The sequence below is a fragment of the Variovorax sp. YR752 genome (genome assembly GCF_943372545.1).
The window spans coordinates 1-22092 of sequence record NZ_CALRZC010000141.1 but is presented as its reverse complement, the minus strand read 5'-3'; the positions used below and the strand labels follow the sequence as shown (position 1 = coordinate 22092).

Genomic DNA, 22092 nt, shown 5'->3' with positions numbered 1-22092 from the left:
CGCGCGCGCTGGTGATGCTGCACAAGCCGGCCGGCTACGAGTGTTCGCAGAAGCCCAAGCACCATCCGAGCGTGATGAGCCTGCTGCCAGCGCCGCTGCGCCGCCGCGGCGTGCAGCCGGTGGGTCGGCTCGACGAGGACACCACCGGGCTGCTGCTGCTCACCGACGACGGCACGCTGATCCACCGCCTCACCTCGCCGAAGCACCACGTGCCCAAGCTTTACGACGTGCGCTGCAAGCACGAGGTGGACGCGAAGCAGATCGACGCGCTGCTCGCCGGTGTGGTGCTCGACGACGACCCGGCGCCGGTGCGCGCCGCGGCCTGTGAGGCCGAGGGCACGCACGGCCTGCGCCTCACGCTCACCGAAGGCAAGTACCACCAGGTCAAGCGCATGGTGGCGGCGGTGGGCAACCGCGTCGAGGGCCTGCACCGCAGCAGCTTCGGCGCACTGCAGCTGCCGGCCGACCTGGCGCCTGGTCAGTGGCGCTGGGTCGACAGTCCCGCTGCGCTCGACGGCCCGCAGGCGATCACTACGGCGCCGACGCCGCCGGCTTCCAGCCGTTGACCGAGCCGATGTAGGCCCAGATCAGGTCGATCTGCTCGGCTTTCAGCGTCGCGCCCCAGGCCGGCATCGCGCCCTTGCCGTTCGTCACCGATCGGACGAAGCGCTCCTTGTCGTTCTGCGGAAAGGTGCGCAGGTCGAAGCCGATGCCGTTGGTCACCAGGTTGATGCCGTGGCAGCGGGTGCACGAACTCACGTAGAGCTTGCGCCCGGCCTCGGCCGCCTCGGCTGGCGGCACCTGCGCGCCGGCCGCCGCCGAAGCGGCGACCAGCGCGAGGGCCAGCAAGGCGTGTCGTCGACCGCTCATCGTCCCGCGGGCAGCGCGAAGGTCCACACCGAGCCGCCGGCCGGCACATTGGCGGTGTCGGGGTCACCGGCCAGCGCGCCATAGACATGCGCCGAGCCGCTGAGCACGGTGATGTACTGGCGGCCGTTCTTTTCCCACGCGATCGGCAGGCCGGAGATGCCCGAGCCGGTCTGGAACGACCACAGCTTCCTGCCGTTCTTCGCGTCGTAGGCCATGAACTGGCCGTTCTGCGCGCCGGTGAAGACCACGCCGGTGCTGGTGGAGAGCACACCGGCCCAGAACGGCGACTTGTTCAGCACCGTCCACACCGGCTTGCCGGCGACCGGATCCCAGGCGACCAGCGAGCCGCGGTTGCCGTCGGCCGGATCGACGAAGCCGCCGAGTTCCAGGCCGAGGAACCAGTTCGGCCCGCCCGGGCGCTCCTGCTTGACGTACTTGACCTTCATGCCGAGGTCGATGGTGTTGAGGAAGACGAGCTTGCGGCCCGGGTCGTAGCTCATCGGCATCCAGTTCTTGCCGCCGAAGGCGCTCGGCCAGACCTCGATGAAGTCCTTCATCTCCTCGGTCTTGCGCACCATCGCCGTCATCGGCGTGTCGATCGGCCGGCCGCTGGCCTTGTCGATGCCGGTGGCCCAGTTGACCTTGCGCGCGAACTGCGTGCCGGAGATCAGCTTGCCGCTGGTGCGGTCGATGACGTAGAAGAAGCCGTTGCGGTTGGCCTGCATCAGCACCTTGGTGGTCTTGCCCGCGATCGGAAGGTCCGCCAGCACCAGCTCGTTGGTGCCGTCGTAGTCGTAGGGGTCGCCGGGCGAGAACTGGTAGTGCCAGACGATCTCGCCGGTCGAAGGCTTGAGCGCCAGCACCGAGCCGATGTAGAGCGAGTCGCCGCCGCGCGTTGCCGGGTTCCACGGCCCGCCGTTGCCCACGCCCCAGTAGACGAGGTTGAGCTCGGGGTCGTAGCTGCCGGTCAGCCAGGTCGGCGCGCCGCCGGTCTTGTGGGCGTCGCCCTTCCAGGTGTCGCCGCCGGGCTCGCCGGGGGCGGCGGTGGTCCAGCGGTGCCACTTCTTCTCGCCGGTCTTCAGGTCCCAGCCGTCGAGGAAGCCGCGCGAGCCGTACTCGCCGCCGGAGATGCCGGTGATCAGCACGCCGTCGGCGATCAGCGGCGCGTGGGTCATCGAGTAGCCGTCCTTGTAGTCGGCGGCCTTCTGCTTCCAGATCGTCTTGCCGTCGGCCATCGAGACGGCCATCACGTGCGCGTCGATGGTGGTGCGGTAGAGCACGCCGTTCAGCGCCGCCATGCCACGGGTGTGGATGCCGCAGCACAGGTAGCCCGCAATGTCGGCGGGCAGCTCGATCGCGGTCTTCCACTTCTGCCGGCCGGTCACCGCGTCGATCGCGATCGTGTGGGTGTGCGAGGCGACGTACATCACGCCGTCGATGACCAGCGGCTGGTTCGAGGCATTGGTCGGGTTGTCCAGGCTGAGGTTCCACACCGGCGTCAGCTTGCCGACGTTGGTCGGCGTGATCTGTTTCAGCGGCGAGTGGCGCTGCAGCGACCAGCCCATGCCATAGGTGGTCACATCGCCCGGCGTGGCGGCGTCGTTGCGCAGGTCGGTGATCGTCTGCGCGTGCGTCACCGTCAGCGCGCAGGACAGCGCCATTCCGGTCAGGCAACGCACCAGCGTCTTGTCCATGATGTCTCCTCGTTGTGGTGTTCCAGGACGGGCCGCACGATAGATCCGCGTCAAGCCGGCGGCCACTTCGGGACTAACCCTAGGCCTGCGCTGTTCCGTTGCGGCACAGCTTGCCGAGGCCGCTGCGCGGGCCGCACACTGCGCGGCCGGAGACGACCATGACCCTGCCCGCCAACCCCTTCTACGCCTCGCCCGAGCAGCGTGTCGCGCTCGCGCGGCAACGCTTCTTCGAGGACGGCGTGCGCCCCTCCGGCATGGTCAGCGAGGCGGTGCTGCAATCGTGGTCGCGCTGCCTGCGCAGCCATCCTGACCCGGCCAAGCCGGCCGCGTTCGAGCCGGTCACGGCCAGCCGCGTTCACGGCGTGCTGCGCGCCAACCGGCAACTGCTCGAGGCGGCGGCCGAGGAACTGGAGCGGCTGCGCGTGACGCTCGCCGGCACCAGCGGCACCGCCATGCTGACCGACCCGCAGGGTGTGGTCATCGGCAGCACCTTCACGCAGGCACGCAGCCACGAGCAGCTGATGCCGATCAGCACGCGCATCGGCGTCAACCTCGCCGAGGAGGCGGTGGGCACCACGGCGCCGGGCATCACCGCACGCACCGGCCAGGCCAGCGTGGTGCTCGGCGCCGAGCACTTCTTCGGCAACGTGCAGGTGATGCACTGCGCGGCGGCGCCGATCCGCGACGTGCGCGGCCGGCTCGCCGGCGTGCTCGACCTGTCCAGCGAGGGCCTGCCCTTCGGCTTCGACGCCGCCTCGGTGGTGGCGCACTACGCGGCCGAGATCGAGAACCGGCTGCTGTGCGCGCAGTCCACCGAGCACCTGGTGGCGCGCATGCAGATCTCGCCGGCGCTGCTCGACACGCCGATGGCGGCGCTGGCCGGCATCACCGGCGACGGTTGCATCGACTGGCTCAACGGCGCCGCGGCGCGCCTGCTCGGCGTGGGTGCGACCGCAGACCGCGCCGACAAGCCTTCGGTCGAGGCCCACTTCGGTCTGCCGCTGGCCGCGCTGGCGTCGCTGTCCAGCGCCACAGAGCCGCAGCCGCTGCGCCTGCCCAACGGCCTGACGCTGTGGATCCGCCTCGAGTGGCGCGCCCGCGACGGCCAGCAGCGGCTGCAGGCGGCGCATCCCACGCCCGTGCCGGCACCGTCGACCGAACCGGCACCGCAGCCGGTGACGCTGCGCGAGACCGAGCGGCAGACCGTGGTGCGCGTGCTCGGCGAATGCGGCGGCAACGTGTCGCAGGCGGCGCGCACGCTGGGCGTCTCGCGCGGGCTGATCTACCGCCACCTGAAGGCCTCCGAAGACTGAGCGCGGCGCACGGGATAATCCCGCGCATGCGAGTCTTCCGCGGCCTCCACCATCCCGGCATCGCCCGCGCCTGCGCGCTGACCATCGGCAACTTCGACGGCGTGCACCGCGGCCACCAGGCCATGCTGGCGCTGCTGCGCAACGAGGCTCAGCACCGCGGCCTGCCGTCCTGCGTGATGAGCTTCGAGCCGCACCCGCGCGACTACTTCGCCACGCTGGCCGGCAAGCCCGAGCTGGCGCCGGCGCGCATCGCGACGCTGCGCGACAAGCTGGCCGAGCTCGAGCGCTGCGGCGTCGACCAGGCGGTGGTGCTGCGCTTCGACCAGCGCTTCGCGGCGCAGTCGCCGCAGGCCTTCGTCGACGACGTGCTGGTCCAGGGTCTGGGCGCGAAGTACGTGCTGGTCGGCGACGACTTCCGCTATGGCGCCAGGCGCGCCGGCGACTACACGATGCTCGACGAAGCCGGGCAGCGCGCCGGCTTCGACGTCGCCCGCATGATGAGCTACGAGGTGCACGGCCTGCGCGTGTCCAGCTCGGCGGTGCGCGAGGCGCTGGCCGCCGGCGACATGGAACGCGCCGCCACCCTGCTCGGCCGGCCCTACAGCCTGTCCGGCCACGTGGTGCACGGCCGCAAGCTCGGGCGCAGCCTCGGCGCGAGTGCCGAGGGCAGCGCCGACGGTTTCCGCACCCTCAACCTGCGCTTCTCGCACCCCAAGCCGGCGGCGCTGGGCATCTTCGCGGTGCGCACCTTCGGCCTCGCCGACGAGCCGATCGACGGCGTGGCCAGCCTGGGCCGGCGGCCGACGGTGGACGACAGCGGCCGCGTGCTGCTCGAGGTCTACTGCCTCGACTGGCCGGCCCGGCTCGGGCGCGAGGGGGGCTACGGTAAGATCGTCCGCGTGGAACTGCTGCACAAACTGCGCGACGAAGCCCGCTACGACTCGCTGGAAGCCTTGACGGCCGCGATCCGCAAGGATGTCGACGACGCGCGCGCCTTCCTGGCCGCACATGCCGCCAGCTACGTCAAGACGGGCCGCCAGACCACCCGCGATCGAATTTAGCGCGCGCCACTCTGCCCGCGAACCGCGGCGCGAGCGATCTCGCGCCGTTCACCTCACCTTCCGGCGCGCCCCCGACGGCGCACGAGCAGCCATGACCGACACCGCCAAAGTCGCCAACGCCGATTACCGCGCGACGCTGAACCTGCCCGACACCCCCTTCCCGATGCGCGGCGACCTGCCCAAGCGCGAGCCGGGCTGGGTCAAGGACTGGGAGGATCAGGGCCTCTACAAGCAGCTGCGCGACGCGCGTCACGGCGCGCCGCTGTTCGTGCTGCACGACGGCCCGCCCTACGCCAACGGCGCCATCCACATGGGCCACGCCGTCAACAAGGTGCTCAAGGACATGATCGTCAAGGCGCGCCAGTTGAAGGGCTTCGACGCGCAGTACGTGCCCGGCTGGGACTGCCACGGCCTGCCGATCGAGAACGCGATCGAGAAGAAGCACGGCCGCAACCTCAGCCGCGATGACATGCAGGCGAAGAGCCGCGCCTACGCGACCGAGCAGATCGCGCTGCAGATGGGCGACTTCAAGCGCCTGGGCGTGCTCGGCGACTGGGCCGACCGCTACGCGACCATGGACCCGGCCAACGAGGCTGGCGAGATCCGCGCCTTCAAGCGCGTGATCGAGCGCGGCTTCGTCTACCGCGGCCTGAAACCCGTGTACTGGTGCTTCGACTGCGGCTCGTCGCTGGCCGAGTTCGAGATCGAGTACGCCGACAAGAAGAGCCAGACGCTGGACGTCGGCTTCCTCTGCGCCGAGCCCGACCGGCTGGCCAGCGCCTTCGGCCTGACGAAGCTCGAGAAGGACGCCTTTGCGGTGATCTGGACGACCACCTCCTGGACCATCCCGGCCAACCAGGCGCTGAACCTGAACCCGACGCTCGAGTACGCGCTGGTCGACACCGAGCGTGGGCTGCTGGTGCTGGCCGCGTCCCTCGTCGAGAAGTGCATGGCACGCTTCGGTCTCACCGGACAGGTGCTGGCCACCGTCACCGGCGAGAAGCTCGGCGGCATCCATTTCCGCCACCCCCTCGCACACGTCGACACCGGCTACGACCGCCTCAGCCCGGTCTACCTGGCCGACTATGCGACGGCGGAAGACGGCACTGGCCTCGTGCACTCGTCGCCCGCCTACGGCCTGGACGACTTCAACTCCTGCGTGCAGCACGGGATGACCTACGACGACATCCTCAACCCGGTGCAGGGCAACGGCACGTATGCGGCCGACTTCCCGCTGTTCGGCGGCCAGAACATCTGGAAGGCCGTGCCGGTGATCATCGAAGCGTTGAAGAACGCAGGGCGGCTGTTCGCCACCGAGACCATCACGCACAGCTACCCGCACTGCTGGCGCCACAAGAGTCCGGTGATCTACCGCGCCGCGGCGCAGTGGTTCATCCGCATGGATGCCGGCGACGGCGTGTTCACCAAGGACAAGGCGCCGCGCACGCTGCGCCAGATGGCGCTGGACGCGATCGACCAGACCGGCTTCTTCCCGGAGAACGGCCGCGCGCGGCTTCGCGACATGATCGCCAACCGGCCCGACTGGTGCATCTCGCGCCAGCGCAGCTGGGGCGTGCCGCTGCCCTTCTTCCTGCACAAGGACACGGGCGAGCTGCACCCGCGCACGATGGAGATCCTCGACCAGGCGGCCGAAATCGTCGAGCGCGGCGGCATCGAGTCCTGGAGCCGCGTCACCGCCGAAGAGATCCTCGGCGCCGCCGATGCGCCGCACTACACCAAGAGCAGCGACATCCTCGAGGTCTGGTTCGACTCCGGCTCGACCTTCTGGCATGTGCTGCGCGGCCAGCATCCGGGCGGCTTCCACGAGCAGGGCCCGGAGGCCGACCTCTACCTCGAAGGCCACGACCAGCACCGCGGCTGGTTCCACTCCTCGCTGCTGCTGGCTTGCGCGCTGTTCGACCGCGCGCCGTATCGCGGCCTGCTGACCCACGGCTTCACGGTGGACAGCCAGGGCCGCAAGATGAGCAAGTCGCTGGGCAACGGCATCGAGCCGCAGGCGGTGAGCCAGAAGCTCGGCGCCGAGATCATCCGCCTGTGGGTGGCGGCGTCCGACTACTCGGGCGACATCGCCGGCGACGACAAGATCCTTGCCCGCGTCGTCGATGCCTACCGCCGCATCCGCAACACGCTGCGCTTCCTGCTCGCCAACACCAGCGACTTCGATCCGGCCAAGGATGCGGTGGCACCGGCCGAGATGCTGGAGATCGACCGCTGGGCACTCGCGCGCGCGGCGCAGTTCCAGGCCGAGGTGCTGGCGCACTACGAGGTCTACGAGTTCCACCCGGTGGTGGCCAAGCTGCAGGTGTTCTGCTCCGAAGACCTGGGTGCCTTCTACCTCGACGTGCTGAAGGATCGGCTCTACACCACCGCACCGAAGTCGCTGGCGCGCCGCTCGGCGCAGACCGCGCTGTGGCAGTTGACGCACGCGATGCTGCGCTGGATGGCGCCCTTCCTCAGCTTCACGGCCGAGGAGGCCTGGAAGGTATTCGCGCCGGGCGCGTCACCATCGATCTTCACCGAAACCTACTGGAAGTTCGAGACGCCGGACGAGGCGCTGCTGGCGAAGTGGACGCGCATCCGCGAGATCCGCGACCTCGCCAACAAGGAGATCGAGGCGGTGCGCACCGCGGGCCAGGTCGGCTCGTCGCTGCAGGCCAACCTGAAGATCACCGCCAACGCGGCCGACCATGCGCTGCTCGCCGCGCTGGGCGACGACCTGCGCTTCGTCACCATCACCTCGGTGGTGGCGCTGGCCGAAGGAGCGGAACTGGCAGTGCAAGTCACGCCATCGAGCGCGCAGAAGTGCGAGCGCTGCTGGCATTGGCGCGACGACGTCGGCCACGACCCGGCGCACCCGACGATCTGCGGCCGCTGCACCAGCAACCTGCACGGCGCAGGCGAAGCGCGAAAGGTGGCCTGAGCATGGCGTGGCAGAAGTCCTCCACCGGCTCGTCGCTGCTGCCCTGGCTGGCCATCGCGCTGGCCATCATCCTGCTCGACCAGTTCACCAAGACGCTGATCCTCGGCTACTTCCAGCTCGGCGACAGCCGCACCGTCACCTCGTTCTTCAACGTCGTGCGCGTGCACAACACCGGCGCGGCCTTCTCCTTCCTCGCGGGGGCGTCGGGCTGGCAGCGCTGGTTCTTCGTCGGCCTGGGCTTCGCCGCGGCGGTGTTCATCGTCTGGATGCTGCGCAGCCACGGCGGGCAGCGCTTGTTCTCCTGGGCGCTGTCGCTGATCCTCGGCGGCGCGCTCGGCAACGTGGTCGACCGCCTGCTGCATGGCTACGTGGTCGACTTCATCCAGGTGCACTACGGCGGCTGGTACTTCCCGTCGTTCAACATCGCCGACAGCGCGATCACCGTCGGTGCCGCACTGCTGATCCTCGACGAGATCCTGCGCGTGCGCAGAAGCTGATCAGAGCCGCTCCTGCACCGTGACCACGACGTTCTGCTCGTGCGGCGGCAGCAGGTCGCGCTGCGTCTTGCCGTCGACGAAGCGCAGCTTCAGCTGGTAGCTGCCCACCGGCACGAAGACGTTGGCCTGCGTCGCGCCGTTGGACAGGTCCATGGCCTGCACGATCCGGCCCTGCTGCAGCACGTCGAGCATGAAGTGGCCGCTGCGGTCGGCCGTCTGGCCCTTGGCGCAGACGCCGAAGCCCTCGACGCCGAACTGCAGCGTGAACGGACTGACCAGGGCCTCGCCATCGCGCACGTTCGTGACCGTCACCCATTCGCCAGGGCCGCGCGGCCGGGCCTGTTCGTCCTGGTACCAGGCGGCGCAGCTGGCCTCGAACTCGGCCGCATCGATCTTCAGCGGCTCGGCCGTGCGCTTGCCCGTCACCTCGACGGTGATCTCCGGGCTGAAGACGAAGTACGGCCGGTGCTCGTGGTCGGCAAACAGCAGCCGCAGCGTGTGCCTGCCGGGTGGCAGGTCGAGCACGGCGAAGGTCTGACCTTTGCCGAAGTGCTTGTGCCCGTCGTTGAAGGGCAGCTTCTCGGTCACCGAGGGCGGCATGCGTGTGTTGACGAGGATGTGGTGGTGCCCCGTGCCTTGCAGTGCCTTGCCGGCCGGCACCACGCCCATGCCCTTGATGCCGAACTCGACCAGGAAGGGGCTGCGCACGCGGTAGCCGTTACGCAGGTTGGTGAAGCTCACTGCCGTCAGTTCTTTCAGGTCCAGCCGCGTGCGTTCGCGCGTGTAGCGCTGCCAGCAGGCGCGCTCGGTGTCGCTCTTGGGAAGTGGTGCGGCCTGGGCCGAGGCGGACAGGGCAGCAACGAGCAGGCAGGCCAGGGTCGGGAGGGTCGGACGGCGCATGGGCTTCACTTTTGTAACCATGGTGCATTGCGGCATGCCGACCTATCCGAGGTCAATCCCTCGTGCGGTGGCACCGCGCCATACTTCACGCCATGCTGATCGAGACGCTGGGGGCCGCCCGTGACCTGGGCCGGCTGAACGAGATCGCCGGCGTGCTCGTCCGGCATGGCTTTGGCGACACGGTGCGCCGCCTCGGCCTGGCCGACGCGCTGGAGCGCGCCGGCCAGGTGCTGCACAGGGACCACGCCGCCGACCTGGCGCGCCTGGAGCCGCCGGTGCAGGTGCGCCTGGCGCTGGAGGAACTGGGGCCGACCTTCGTCAAGCTCGGCCAGATCCTGGCCGGCCGCGCCGACCTGTTCGGCCCCGACTGGATCGCCGAGTTCTCGCGCCTGCACAGCCAGGTGCCGGCCGTCCCGCTCGATGCGCTGCGCGAGCAGCTGCGCGAAGACCTCGGTGACGAACCCGAGGCGGTGTTCGACCGCTTCGAGGCCGAGCCGCTGGCCGCCGCCTCGATCGCCCAGGTGCATCGCGCACGGCTGAAGGACGGCGCCGAGGTGGTGGTGAAGATCCGCCGCCCCGGCATCCGCACCATCGTCGAGGCCGACCTGCGCCTGCTCGACCGCCTCGCCGCGATGGCCGAGACCGAGATCCCGGCGCTGCAACCCTACCGCCCGCGGCAGCTGGTGCGCGAACTGGCACGCTCGCTGCAACGCGAGATGGACCTGGCGGCCGAGTGCCACAACGCCGAGCGCATCGCCGGCAACCTGGCAGTACTGCCGCATGTGCTGATCCCGAAGGTGCACTGGGAGCACACGCGCGAGCGGGTCAACGTGCAGCAGTTCATCGAGGGCATTCCGGGCAGCGACCTGGAACGCGTCAGCGCCGAAGGCCTGGACCGGCCGCTGCTGGCGCGCCGCGGCGCGCAGGCGGTGCTGAAGATGATCGTCGAGGACGGCTTCTTCCATGCCGACCCGCATCCGGGCAACGTCTTCTACCTTCCCGGCAACCGGCTCGCCTTCATCGACTTCGGCATGATCGGCCGGCTGACCTCGCGGCGCCGCGAGGAGCTGCTGGCGCTGCTGCTCGGCCTGGTCGAACGCGAGCCGCAGGCGGTGGCCGATGTGCTGCTGGACTGGACCGGTGACGACCACGGCGCCAACCTGAGCGCGCTGGAAGGCGAGATCGAGGCCTTCGTCGACCAGTACCACGGCACGCCCCTGGCCGACCTGCACCTCGGGCAGATGCTCGCCGACGTGACCACCATCCTGCGCGAGCACCGCCTCGCCCTGCCCGCCGACCTGGCCCTGCTGATCAAGGCCTTCATCTCGCTCGAAGGCATGGGGCGCGGGCTCGACCCCGGCTTCCACATGGCCAGCGAGGCGCTGCCGCTGCTGCGCCAGGTGCTGCGCGCGCGCTACAAGCCCAAGGCCATCGGCCAGCGCGCCTGGCGCACGCTGCGCGACGCCTTCGGAATGGTCGAGCGGTTGCCGCACGACGTCGCGCGCGCGATGCGCAACCTGCGCCGCGGCCGCATGCAGCTGCACATCGACCTGGCGCACCTCAAGCGTGTCGGCGACCAGCTCGACCGCGCCGCCAATCGGCTCTCGCTGGCGCTGGTGATCGCCGCGTTGATCATCGGCTCGTCGATCGTGATGACCGTGCAGGCCGGACCGACGCTGTTCGGCCTGCCGGCCTTCGGCTTTCTCGGCTTCTGTGGCGCAGCGCTCGGCGGCGTGTGGCTGGTGCGTTCGATCTGGCGCAGCACGCACCACCGCGACGACGACGATTGATGCGCATCAATCGTCGCTAGGGCGCACCCGGATGCGCCGCTGCCGATCGCACGGCCCAATGCGCAGCCATGGACGACCAGACCGCCGAGACCCCGAGCTCCATCCTCGACCTGCCGCTGCGCACGCTGCGCGGCGACGACCCGCTGCGCTGGCTGGCGCTGGGCTGGCGCGACTTCCGCCGCGCACCGGGCATCGGCCTGTTCTACGGCGTGTGCTTCGCGGTGATGGGCTGGCTGCTGCTGTGGATGTACCGCACCGCACCGGCCTGGGTGCTGGCGCTGTCGGCCGGCTTCCTGCTGATGGGGCCGTTCCTCTGCCTCGGCCTGTATGACGTCAGCCGCAAGCTCGAGCAGGGCGAGACGCCCGACCTCGGCGCCTCGCTGACCGCCTGGGACACACGCACCGGCACGATGGCCATCTTCGGTGGCGTGCTGCTGATCCTCGAGATGATCTGGGGCCGCGCCTCGCTGATCATCTTCGCGGTCAGCTTCGACGGCATGCCCGACTTCAAGGGCTCGCTGCTGGCGCTGCTCGACCCGGAGAACATCGGCTTCATCGTCGCCTACCTCGGCGTCGGTGCGCTGTTCGCCGGGCTGATCTTCGCGATCAGCGTGGTCTCGATGCCGATGATCCTGGACCGCTCGGTCGATGCGGTCAGCGCCGGCCTGACCAGCCTGCGCCTGTGCCTGACCCAGCCCGGCGTGATGCTGGTCTGGGGCGCGCTGATCACGCTGCTGGTGGTGCTGGCGATGCTGCCGGGCTTCCTCGGCCTGCTGGTGGTCGGCCCGGTGCTCGGCCATGCGTCCTGGCACGCTTACCGCAGCGCCGTCGGGGTGCCGAGTTCCGGCACGAATTGACGCTTCCGGTCACCTGCTGCGTAACGATCGGATGCGGCAGCGCGCGGCGTGACTTCCGCCCCACCGCGGCGAATGGCCGGCAGGCAGAGTGGCTTCACCCACTCCGTCGGAGACCGTCCATGAAGCTTGCGTTTGCCGCCCTCCTTGCTGCCGGCGTCCTGCTGGCCCACCCCGCCCCCGCCATCGCGGCGGCACCGGACGCCTCGACGGCCGCCGACGCCAAGGCCTACCGCAAGGACGGCGCGCGGCACATCTACGCGGCCTACCGCGACCAGATCTACAAGGGCAAGCTGCCGCCGCTGATCCACGCCATCGTCGTCGCCGAAGTCGATCTCGACGACGCCGGCAACGTGCGCGACGTGAACATGATCCGCACGCCCAGCCACGCGCCGGACGTCACCGAACGCGTGCGCCAGATGATCCGCGCGGCTTCGCCGCTGCCTGCGCCGAAACGCATGGGTGGCACCAAGTACCTGGACATCTGGCTGGTCGACAAGAGCGGCCGCTTCCAGCTCGACACGCTGACCGAAGGGCAGCGCTGATCCAGCGCGGCAGCGGCCGGGGCGCCGCCGGCCGGGCGTTCTTCCTGCGCGAGACGCACCGGGCGTCGTATCGGCGTTGGCGCGGCCGACGCCGGGCCACCGGCAGCAGCGGTCGCCGGCGGCGACCTTCGCCTGCCGACTTGCGCACGCGCGCCGTGCATGACGTCGCATGCGTCACCGCCTGCCTTCATGTGCCGGCCACGATTGCCGATATCCGCGCAACCATGGCGGCTTGGCAGTCCGGGACGGAGGCGCGTCCGGGGCTGCCTGGCCTTCCTGCATGACTTCGACTCCCGCAACACCACCGTTGGAATCACCGCGTCTGATCGACGCGGAGATCGCGCTTGCCCGCGTGAGCGCCATCTACCGTCTTGCACCGCAGCCCCAGGCGGGTGCGGTCGTCTTCGCGCTGGTGGTGGCCTATGCCATGTGGGCCCACATCAGCACGTCCTGGGTTCTCGGCTGGCTGCTGGCGCGGCTGACCATCAGCGTCGTGCGGGTTGCCGAGACCGGTCGCTTCGAGCGGGATCCCCTGCGAGCGCAGCGGCTGGGCTACTGGCAGACGCGATTCGACGTGCTGATCACGCTCGACAACCTGTGCTGGGGCGTGATCGCCCTGGTGTTCGTGCCGGCTGTGCCGGACACCATGCTGCGCGCCCTGCTGTTCGCCAGCGTGATGTGCATCACGGCGATCGGCGTGTTCATCCTGGTCAGCAGCCTGCGCACGGCCATGCTGAACTTCCTGACGATGCTGCTGCCGGTGATCGGGCACGCGCTCTGGTCGGGGTACGAGGACGCGTGGATCGTGGTGGTCAGCCTGCTCGTCTACGGCGTGGTGCTCACGCAGGAAAGCTGGCGCAGCTGCCGCGACTGGACGGACATGACGCGCCTGCGCCTCGAGGCCTCGTCGGTGGCGGCCGCGCGCGAACAGGCGCGCCAGGTGGCGGTGGAGGCAAGCCAGGCCAAGAGCCGCTTCCTGGCCAACATGAGCCACGAGATCCGCACGCCCATGAACGGCATCCTCGGCATGGCGGAACTGCTGCAGGCCACCCCGCTGGATGCCACCCAAGCGCGCTACGCGCAGGCCCTCTCGACGGCGGCCCATGCCTTGCACGACCTGCTGGGCGACATCCTCGACCTGTCCAAGATCGAGGAGGGCAAGGTCGGGCTCGAGCGCGTCGACTTCGACCCGGCATTGCTGCTCGCGGGCGTGGCGACGATCTACCGTGAGCTCGGCCTGGCACGCGGTGTATCGGTTCAGACCGCGATCGGATTGCAGGCACTGCCACGTGTCAGTGGCGACCCCACGCGGCTGAGACAGGTCGTGACGAACCTGCTGGGCAATGCGCTCAAGTTCACGAGCGCCGGGACCGTCACCCTGCGCGCCGAGCCAGCCGCGCCGCCCGACGGGGATGGCCGCCCCTGGATCCGGGTGTCGGTGCATGACTCCGGGATCGGCATGACGTCCGAGCAGATGGCCCAGCTGTTCCAGCGCTTCTCGCAGGCCGACAGTTCCACCACCCGCCGGTTCGGCGGCAGCGGGCTCGGCCTCGTGATCTGCAAGCACCTGGTCGAGCTGATGGGCGGCTCGATCCATGCCGACAGTGCGCCAGGGCGCGGCAGCAGCTTCTGGTTCGACGTGCCGCTGGAAGCGGCGCTCGACCCCGACCCCACCGCGGTGGCGACCAGCGCATCCGAGGGGGCTGATGCCAGCCCGGTCGGGCCGCGTCCGGCACGCGTTCTTGTGGTGGAGGACAACGCCGTCAACTGCATGGTGGTGCAGGCCATGCTCGAGCGGCTGGGCATGACGGTCACGCTGGCCAAGGACGGCGCCCAGGCGGTGGCGGCCGTTCAGGCGCTCGACATCGACGTGGTGCTGATGGATTGCCAGATGCCGGTCATGGATGGCTACGAGGCGACGCGACAAATCCGATCGTCCGGGCATCCGCGCGCCCAGGTGCCCATCATCGCGCTGACGGCGCACGCGCTCGCGGAGGACCGCCAGCGCTGCGACGCGGCCGGGATGAACGACTACCTGCCCAAGCCGGTCACCGGTGAAGCACTGGCCTGCGTTCTGCAGCGGCATCTGGGCCCCCGCGGTTCCTGACCCCTGCATTGCCGATCCATCGCGGACCGCGCTGACCTTGGAAGCGCCCGTCGAGCACTGGGGAAAGCCATGAGGTGTTCCGCAGTGCAATGAGTTGCGCACCTCATTTCAAGTCACTAGCATTCGCGGCATGGAAACAATCCCCCGTGCCAGCCTGCAGGACGTCGCCCGTGTGGCCGGCGTGAGCCTGGCCACGGTGGACCGCGTGCTGCACGGCCGTGCGGGCGTGCGGGCGCGTACCGTGGAGCGCGTCAATGCCGCGGTGCACGAGCTCGGCTACCGGCCCGACCCGGCCGCCGCGCGCCTGGCACGCAGCCGCACGCTGCGGCTGGCCTTCGTGCTGCCCTCGGGCACCAACACCTTCGTCTCCCTGCTCAGCCAGCAGGTGCAGGCGATGGCACCGTGGCTGGCCGAGCAGCGCGCGATCGCCGTGACGCAGACGGTCGACGTGTTCTCGCCGCAGGCGCTGGCGGACCACCTCCACTCGCTCGACGAGAGCTTCGACGCGGTCGTCGTGATGGCCCTGGACCACCCGCAGGTGCGCGCCGCGATCGATGACCTGGTCGCCCGCGGCACCGAGGTGATCACGCTGGTCTCCGACGTGCCGAGTTCACGCCGCGCGCACTTCGTCGGCATCGACAACGTCTCCGCCGGCCGCACTGCGGCCACCCTGCTCGGCCGCTTCGTCGGCAAACGCCCGGGGCGCATCGGCATCGTGCTGGGCAGCCGCGCGCTGCGCGACCACGCCGAGCGGCTGTTCGGCTTCGAACAGGTCATGGCGACAGAGCACGCCCAGCTGGTGTTGCTTGCGCCGATCGAGGGCCACGACCTGAGCGAGCGCACCGAGCCGCTGGTCGCCGAGCTGCTGCGCCGCGAGCCCGAGCTGGCCGGCCTGTACAGCATCGGCGCCGGCAACCGCGGCATCCAGGCGGCACTGGCGGCCAGCGGGCGCTCGGAGCATGTCGTCTGGGTCTGCCACGAACTCACGCCGCATGCCCGCCGCGCGCTGCTCGACGGCGTCGCCGACGCCGTCATCAACCAGGATGCCGGCCATGAGGTGCGCTCCGCATGCCGCCTCGCCTTGGCGCGCCTGTCGGGCGAACGTGTGCTGCCGGATCAGGAGCGCATCCGCATCGACATCTTCCTGAAGGACAACCTGCCGTGAGCCGCGCCCCATGATCACGCTCGGCATCGACATCGGCACCTCGGGCGTGAAGGTCGCGCTGCTGGGCGAGCACGACCACGTCCTCGCGCACAGCAGCCGGCCGCTCAAGGTCAGCCGCCCGCAGCCGGGCTTCAGCGAGCAGGCGCCGGAAGACTGGTGGCAGGCCACCTGCGATGGCCTCGACGACCTGAAGGCGCGACATGCCGCCGAACTGGCCGAGGTCACCGCCATCGGCCTGTCCGGCCAGATGCACGGCGCCACGCTGCTCGACGCCGCCGGCGAGGTGCTGCGCCCCTGCATCCTGTGGAACGACGGCCGCAGCGAAGCCGAGTGCGCCGAACTCGAGCGCGACTGGCCGGCGCTGCGCGAGGTCACCGGCAACATCGCCATGCCCGGCTTCACCGCACCCAAGCTGCTGTGGGTGCGCAAGCACCAGCCGGACCTCTTCGCGCGCACGGCCAAGGTGCTGCTGCCCAAGGCCTACCTGCGCTGGCGTCTGGCCGGCGAGTACGCCGAGGACATGTCCGACGCCTCGGGCACGCTGTGGCTGGACGTCGGTGCGCGGCGCTGGTCGGAGGCCGCGCTCGCGGCCTGCGGCATGCGGCTCGAGCAGATGCCGCGCCTGGTCGAAGGCAGCGAGCCGGCCGGGCAGCTGCGCCCCGAACTGGTCGCACGCTGGGGCTTCCGCCGTGCGCCCATCCTCGCCGGCGGCGCGGGCGACAACGCCGCGGGTGCCGTCGGCGTCGGCGCCGTGCATCCGGGTGATGCCTTCGTGTCGCTGGGCACCTCGGGGGTACTGTGGGCCACGACGGCTCGCTTCGCACCCAACCCGGCGCGTGCGGTGCATGCCTTCTGCCATGCCGTTCCGAACACCTGGCACCAGATGGGCGTGCTGCTGTCGGCGGCCTCCGCGCTCGCCTGGTGGGCCTCGGTCTGCGGGCGCAGCGAGGCCGAGCTGCTCGCCGAACTCGACAGCGAAGCCACCGGCGCCAGCCCGGTCTGGTTCGCGCCCTACCTCTCCGGCGAGCGCACGCCGCACAACGACGCGCGTGTGCGCGGCGGCTTTCTCGGCCTCGCCGCCGACACCACCCGCGCGCAGATGACGCTGGCCGTGCTCGAAGGCGTGGCCTACGCAATGCGCGATGCGCAGCAGTCGCTGTCCGGTGCCGGCACCACGCTCGCCGAAGCCTCGCTGATCGGCGGCGGCGCACGCTCGCCGCTGTGGGCGCAGATCCTCGCCGACGTGCTCGGCATCCCGCTGCACCAGGTGGCCGAGAGCGACATCGGCTGTGCGCTCGGCGCCGCACGGCTGGCGCGCATGGCCGCCGGCGAAGGCATCACCGTCGCGCGAGCGGCCACGCGGCTGCGCAGCTTCCTCCCCCGCCCCGGCCAGGTGGCGCTGCCCGCGCAGCGCCACGCCGACTGGCAACGCCTCTACCCGCTCGCACGCGACCTCGCGCGCTGAGTCCGACTGAAAGACACCATGAAGAAGACCAAGACCACTGCACCCGCTGCCGAGAGCTACTTCACGCTGAAGGAGCCGCTGCGCTTCGAAGGCACCCGCTACAAGCCGAGCGCCAAGCGCCCGATGGGCTACCGCTGGTACGACCCCGACCGCAAGGTGCTGGGCAAGCGCATGGCCGACCAGCTGCGCTTCGCCGTCTGCTACTGGCACAGCTTCGTCTGGAACGGCGTCGACCCGTTCGGCGGCGACTCGTTCCAGCGCCCCTGGCACGCCGCCGGCGGCGACCCGATGGCGCAGGCGAAACAGAAGGCCGACACCGCCTTCGAGCTGTTCCGCCTGCTGCGTGCGCCCTACTTCACCTTCCACGACCGCGACATCGCGCCCGAGGGCGCAACGCTGCGCGAATCGAACCTCAACGTGCGCCGCATCGGCGAGGTGTTCGAGAAGAAGATGGCCGCGACCGGCACCAAGCTGCTGTGGGGCACGGCCAACCTGTTCTCCAACCGCCGCTTCATGGCCGGTGCCGCGACCAACCCCGACCCGGAGGTGTTCGCCTACGCCGCCGCGCAGGTGAAGAACGTGCTCGAGATGACGCACGAACTCAAGGGCGAGAACTACGTGCTGTGGGGCGGCCGCGAAGGCTACGAGACCCTGCTCAACACCGACATGAAGCGCGAACTGGCGCAGTTCGGCCGCTTCCTGACCATGGTCGTCGAGCACAAGCACAAGATCGGCTTCAAGGGCGCGATCCTGATCGAGCCCAAGCCGGCCGAGCCGACCAAGCACCAGTACGACTACGACGTCGCCACCGTGTTCGGCTTCCTCAAGGCGCATGGCCTGGAGAAGGAGGTCAAGGTCAACATCGAGCAGAACCATGCGCTGCTCGCCGGCCACACCTTCGAGCACGAGATCGTGCTGGCGCAGGCGCTGGGCATCTTCGGTTCGATCGACATGAACCGCGGCGACGAGATGCTCGGCTGGGACACCGACCAGTTCCCCAACAACCTGCCGCAGGTGGCCCTGGCGCTGTACCACATCCTGCAGGGCGGCGGCTTCACGAGCGGTGGCCTGAACTTCGACGCCAAGCTGCGCCGCCAGTCGATCGACCCCGACGACCTGATCGCCGGCCACGCCGGCGCGATGGACCTGTGCGCCCGTGCGCTGCTTGTGGCCGAGAAGATGATCACCGACGGCGCACTCGCCGCGCAGCTCGAGGAGCGTTATGCCGGCTGGAACGGCAAGCTCGGCAAGAGCATCCTGGCCGGCAAGCAGTCGCTGGACAGCCTGGCCCGGCTGGTCGCCGCCACCGACCTCGAGCCGCAGCCGCGCTCGGGCCGGCAGGAGCGGCTCGAGCAGCTGGTCGGCAACTACCTCTGAAGGAGAGGCCAGCCCTTCCCCCATTTCACCCGACCGGCATCACTCGCCTTCGTGCGAGCAGCGTCCCGCTGATGCCGGCCCCAAGCGGTCTCGTGACCGTCCAACCTTCCCGGCGGGCGCCCACAACAAGGAGACAACACCCATGAAACTGAAAGCCATCTTCGCGGCGACGCTGGTCGCCACCGGAGCCTTCACCGCCACCACGGCCGCGCAGGCCAAGGGCGAGGTGATCGGCGTGTCCTGGTCCAACTTCCAGGAAGAGCGCTGGAAGAAGGACGAGGCCGCCATCAAGGCCGCACTGGAAGCCGCCGGCGCCAAGTACATCTCCGCCGATGCGCAGGGCAGCAACGAGAAGCAGCTCGCCGACGTGGAAGCGCTGATCGCCAAGGGCGCCAAGGCGCTGATCATCCTGGCGCAGGACGCCGACGCCATCGGCCCGGCCGTCGCCAAGGCCAAGGAAGCGAAGATCCCGGTGGTCGCCTACGACCGCCTGATCCAGGACACCGGCGTGCTCTACCTGACCTTCGACAACGTCGAGGTCGGCCGCATGCAGGCGCGCGAGGTGCTGAAGGTCAAGCCCAAGGGCAACTACGTGTTCATCAAGGGCTCGCCCACCGACCCGAACGCCGACTTCCTCAACGGCGGCCAGCGCGAGGTGCTGAAGGCCGCGATCGACAAGGGCGACATCAAGATCGTCGGCGAGCAGTACACCGACGGCTGGGCGCCGGAGAACGCGCAGAAGAACATGGAGCAGATCCTGACCAAGAACGCCAACAAGGTCGACGCGGTGGTCGCCTCCAACGACGGCACCGCCGGCGGCGTGGTGGCGGCGCTGCGCGCGCAGAACATGGTCGGCATCCCGGTGTCGGGCCAGGACGGCGACGTCGCAGCGCTGAACCGCGTGGCGCGCGGCGAGCAGACCGTGTCGGTGTGGAAGGACGCGCGTGAACTCGGCAAGGCGGCCGGCACCTTCGCGGCGCAGATGGCCGGCGGCACCAAGCTCGGCGACCTGAAGGGCGCGGCCGACTGGAGCGGCGGCACCAAGAAGCTGAAGATCCGCTCGGTGTTCCTCAAGCCCGTGCCGATCACCAGGGACAACCTGAAGACGGTGATCGATGCCGGCTGGGTCACCAAGGCCCAGGTCTGCCAGGGTGTGGACGCGGCCAAGGCGCCGGCAGCCTGCAAGTGATGTCGTAGTCGTCCGTAGTCGTCGAAAGGCACCGGCGCCCCCACGCCGGTGCCGCTTCGACCCCCCACAGAATCGCGCCTCTCGGGAGAACGCGCATGCGTTCATGGTTCGAGAAAGCGGGCTTCGATCCGCGCTTCTCTTCGCTCGTCATCGCGCTGGCGGTCATCTGGGTGCTGCTGGCGATCGCCACCGACGGCATCTTCCTGTCGCCGCGCAACCTCTACAACCTGTCGATCCAGACCTGCGTGACGGCCATCATGGCCTGCGGCATGGTGTTCATCATCGTGGCGCGGCAGATCGACCTGTCGGTCGGCTCGCAGATGGCCGTCACCGGCATGATCATCGCGTGGGTGCAGGTCACCTGGCTGGGTGCGGAGACACCCGGCTCGTGGCTGGTCGGCATCGGCGCGGGCCTGCTCGGCGGCGTGCTGATCGGCGCCTTCCAGGGCTGGTGGACGGCCTACCGCGAGGTGCCGGCCTTCGTCGTCACGCTGGCCGGCTACCTGATGTGGCGCGGCAGCGCCTTCCTCGTCGCCGACGGGCAGACGCTCGCCCCGCTGTCGCTGACCTACCAACGCCTGGGCGGCGGCGTGAGCGGCTCGATCGGCACCTTCTGGAGCTGGGTGGTCGGCGCGATCGCCTGTGCGCTCGTGGTCGCCGGTGCCCTCAGCGCGCGCCGTTCGCGCGCCCGCTACGGTGCGGCGATGGCGCCGGCCTGGGCCGATGCGACCAAGGTCGGCATCACCTGCGCAGCCGTCCTCGGCTTCGTCGCGGTGGTGTGTTCCTACCCCGATCCGTCCGCCGGCGTCGAAGGTGCGACGCCACCCGGCAAGGGCATCGCCGTGCCGGTGCTGATCCTGATCGCGGTGGCCGCGGTGCTCAGCGTGATCGCGCAGAAGACGCGCTTCGGCCGCTACGTCTTCGCCTACGGCGGCAACCCGGAAGCGGCGCTGCTCTCCGGCCTGCCGACCAAGCGCGTGCTGCTGATGCTGTTCGGCCTGATGGGCGCGCTGTCGGCGGTCGCCGCGGTGATCACCACCTCGCGGCTGAATTCGGGCACACACTCGATCGGCCAGATGGCCGAGCTGTACGTGATCGCCGCGACGGTGATCGGCGGCACCTCGCTGGCCGGCGGCACCGGCACGATCGCCGGCGCCATCGTCGGCGCGCTGCTGATCCAGAGCCTGGACAACGGCATGGTGCTGATGGACGTCTCCAGCCCGATGCGGCAGATCTTCATCGGCATGATCCTGATCGCCGCCGTCTGGTTCGACGTGGTCTACAACCGCAGGCAGGGCAAATGAGCACAGCACCCGAACTCGTCGTCGACGTGCAGGGCGTGTCCAAGCGCTTCGGCGGAATCCACGCGGTCGAGCGCGCCAGCTGCAACCTGCACGCCGGCGAGGTGGTCGGCCTGCTCGGCCACAACGGCGCCGGCAAGAGCACGCTGATCAAGGTGCTGTCGGGCGTCTACCCGCCGGACGACGGCCACATCATCGTGCACGGCCAGGAGCACCGCTTCAACACGCCGCGCGAAGCGCGCGCCGCCGGCATCGAGACCATCCACCAGACGCTGGCGCTGGCCGAGAACCTCGACGCGCCGTCCAACCTGTTCCTCGGCCGCGAGCTGCTGACGCCGTGGCGCACGCTCGATGCCGACCGCATGGAGCATGAGGCGCGGCAGGTGATCCAGCGCCTGAACCCGAACTTCACCGACCTGCGCAAGCCGGTGCGGGCGATGTCCGGCGGCCAGCGGCAGACGGTGGCGATCGCCCGCGCGCTCTACTTCAACGCGCGCATCCTGATCATGGACGAGCCCTGCGCGGCACTCGGCCCGGCCGAGACGCGCATGGTGCTGGACACCATCGCGCGGCTGAAGGAACAGGGCATCGGCATCTTCCTGATCAGCCACGACATGGCCGACGTGTTCGAGGTCTGCGACCGCGCCACGGTGATGAAGAACGGCCAGGTGGTCGACACCGTGAACATCCCCGACGTCACGCAGGACGACGTGCTCGGCATGATCATCCTCGGCCAGAAGCCGAAGGCGAAGGCGGCCTGAGGATGCGCAGCGCAGCAGCCGTCCTGCTCGCGCTGTGCGCACCGCTGGTGGCGGCCGCGCCGGCGGTGCCGAAGTTGATCGACGAGACCGATGCCGCGGGCATCCAGAGCCGCTTCGACGGCGACTGGGAGTACATGGTCGGGGGCGGCGTGGCGGCACTCGATTGCGACGGCAGCGGACAGCCCTCGCTGTTCATCGCCGGCGGTGCGAACCGTTCGAAGTTCTATCGCAACAAGAGCCCCGCCGGCGGCGCATTGAAGTT

At 69.8% G+C, this 22092-nt stretch carries 18 protein-coding genes and 1 pseudogene; 16 read left to right on the top strand and 3 right to left on the bottom strand.

What is annotated here, in order from left to right; all coding sequences use genetic code 11:
• Positions 1-566, top strand: a 566-nt coding sequence (locus AAG801_RS26790) for a 16S rRNA pseudouridine(516) synthase (protein WP_341891115.1), incomplete at its 5' end; no start/stop codon positions are given.
• On the opposite strand, the gene AAG801_RS26785 is transcribed toward AAG801_RS26790, so the two are convergent.
• Both AAG801_RS26785 and AAG801_RS26780 read right to left on the bottom strand, forming a co-directional pair.
• Positions 532-870, bottom strand: coding sequence for a cytochrome c (locus tag AAG801_RS26785; protein WP_341891114.1), 339 nt, complete (start codon positions 868-870; stop codon positions 532-534). The two genes, AAG801_RS26790 and AAG801_RS26785, sit on opposite strands and share 35 nt — an antisense overlap.
• The gene (locus AAG801_RS26780; protein WP_341891113.1) at positions 867-2564 is read right to left on the bottom strand and encodes a PQQ-dependent dehydrogenase, methanol/ethanol family; all 1698 of its coding nucleotides are present in this window, start codon (positions 2562-2564) and stop codon (positions 867-869) included. The genes AAG801_RS26785 and AAG801_RS26780 overlap by 4 nt, the downstream gene beginning before the upstream one ends.
• Before the next feature lie 158 nt (positions 2565-2722).
• On the opposite strand from AAG801_RS26780, the gene AAG801_RS26775 reads away from it, so the two are divergent.
• The 4 genes from AAG801_RS26775 (at position 2723) to lspA (ending at position 8376) form a co-directional block, all read left to right on the top strand.
• On the top strand, positions 2723-3877 hold the full coding sequence (locus tag AAG801_RS26775) for a GAF domain-containing protein (protein ID WP_341891112.1): 1155 nt from the start codon (positions 2723-2725) through the stop codon (positions 3875-3877).
• 26 nt (positions 3878-3903) lie between these two features.
• The gene (locus tag AAG801_RS26770; RefSeq protein ID WP_341891111.1) at positions 3904-4938 is read left to right on the top strand and encodes a bifunctional riboflavin kinase/FAD synthetase; all 1035 of its coding nucleotides are present in this window, start codon (positions 3904-3906) and stop codon (positions 4936-4938) included.
• A gap of 91 nt (positions 4939-5029) precedes the next feature.
• A complete protein-coding gene (ileS, locus tag AAG801_RS26765) occupies positions 5030-7879 on the top strand; it encodes an isoleucine--tRNA ligase (protein WP_341891110.1) in 2850 nt (949 codons plus the stop codon).
• Positions 7880-7881: 2 nt separating this feature from the next.
• The gene (gene lspA, locus AAG801_RS26760; RefSeq protein ID WP_341891109.1) at positions 7882-8376 is read left to right on the top strand and encodes a signal peptidase II; all 495 of its coding nucleotides are present in this window, start codon (positions 7882-7884) and stop codon (positions 8374-8376) included.
• Here the strand turns inward: lspA and AAG801_RS26755 are convergent, their stop codons facing one another.
• Positions 8377-9276 (bottom strand): DUF4399 domain-containing protein, encoded by a 900-nt coding sequence (locus AAG801_RS26755; protein ID WP_341891108.1) that lies wholly within the window; start codon positions 9274-9276, stop codon positions 8377-8379. It lies immediately after the preceding gene.
• 92 nt (positions 9277-9368) lie between these two features.
• On the opposite strand from AAG801_RS26755, the gene AAG801_RS26750 reads away from it, so the two are divergent.
• The 11 genes and pseudogenes from AAG801_RS26750 to AAG801_RS26700 all read left to right on the top strand — a co-directional run.
• Entirely contained in the window at positions 9369-11066 is a 1698-nt protein-coding gene (locus AAG801_RS26750; RefSeq protein ID WP_341891107.1) for an AarF/UbiB family protein, read from the top strand.
• A 68-nt stretch (positions 11067-11134) separates the two neighbouring features.
• Positions 11135-11923, top strand: a complete 789-nt coding sequence (locus AAG801_RS26745; RefSeq protein ID WP_341891106.1) for a DUF2189 domain-containing protein — start codon at positions 11135-11137, stop codon at positions 11921-11923.
• 119 nt (positions 11924-12042) lie between these two features.
• Positions 12043-12465, top strand: coding sequence for a hypothetical protein (locus AAG801_RS26740; protein ID WP_341891105.1), 423 nt, complete (start codon positions 12043-12045; stop codon positions 12463-12465).
• Between the two features lie 280 nt (positions 12466-12745).
• Positions 12746-14572, top strand: coding sequence for an ATP-binding protein (locus AAG801_RS26735; protein WP_341891104.1), 1827 nt, complete (start codon positions 12746-12748; stop codon positions 14570-14572).
• Positions 14573-14702: 130 nt separating this feature from the next.
• The gene (locus tag AAG801_RS26730; RefSeq protein WP_341891103.1) at positions 14703-15737 is read left to right on the top strand and encodes a LacI family DNA-binding transcriptional regulator; all 1035 of its coding nucleotides are present in this window, start codon (positions 14703-14705) and stop codon (positions 15735-15737) included.
• Between the two features lie 10 nt (positions 15738-15747).
• Positions 15748-17202 (top strand): xylulokinase, encoded by a 1455-nt coding sequence (gene xylB, locus AAG801_RS26725; protein ID WP_341891102.1) that lies wholly within the window; start codon positions 15748-15750, stop codon positions 17200-17202.
• 18 nt (positions 17203-17220) lie between these two features.
• Positions 17221-18579 (top strand): xylose isomerase, encoded by a 1359-nt coding sequence (gene xylA / locus AAG801_RS26720; protein ID WP_341891101.1) that lies wholly within the window; start codon positions 17221-17223, stop codon positions 18577-18579.
• A 142-nt stretch (positions 18580-18721) separates the two neighbouring features.
• Positions 18722-19768 (top strand): D-xylose ABC transporter substrate-binding protein, encoded by a 1047-nt coding sequence (xylF, locus tag AAG801_RS26715; RefSeq protein WP_341891100.1) that lies wholly within the window; start codon positions 18722-18724, stop codon positions 19766-19768.
• Between the two features lie 95 nt (positions 19769-19863).
• The gene (locus AAG801_RS26710; protein ID WP_341891099.1) at positions 19864-21072 is read left to right on the top strand and encodes a sugar ABC transporter permease; all 1209 of its coding nucleotides are present in this window, start codon (positions 19864-19866) and stop codon (positions 21070-21072) included.
• A complete protein-coding gene (locus AAG801_RS26705) occupies positions 21069-21830 on the top strand; it encodes an ATP-binding cassette domain-containing protein (RefSeq protein WP_341891098.1) in 762 nt (253 codons plus the stop codon). The genes AAG801_RS26710 and AAG801_RS26705 overlap by 4 nt, the downstream gene beginning before the upstream one ends.
• Positions 21831-21832: 2 nt before the next feature.
• A pseudogene (locus AAG801_RS26700) lies at positions 21833-22092 on the top strand (hypothetical protein); the annotation flags it as partial.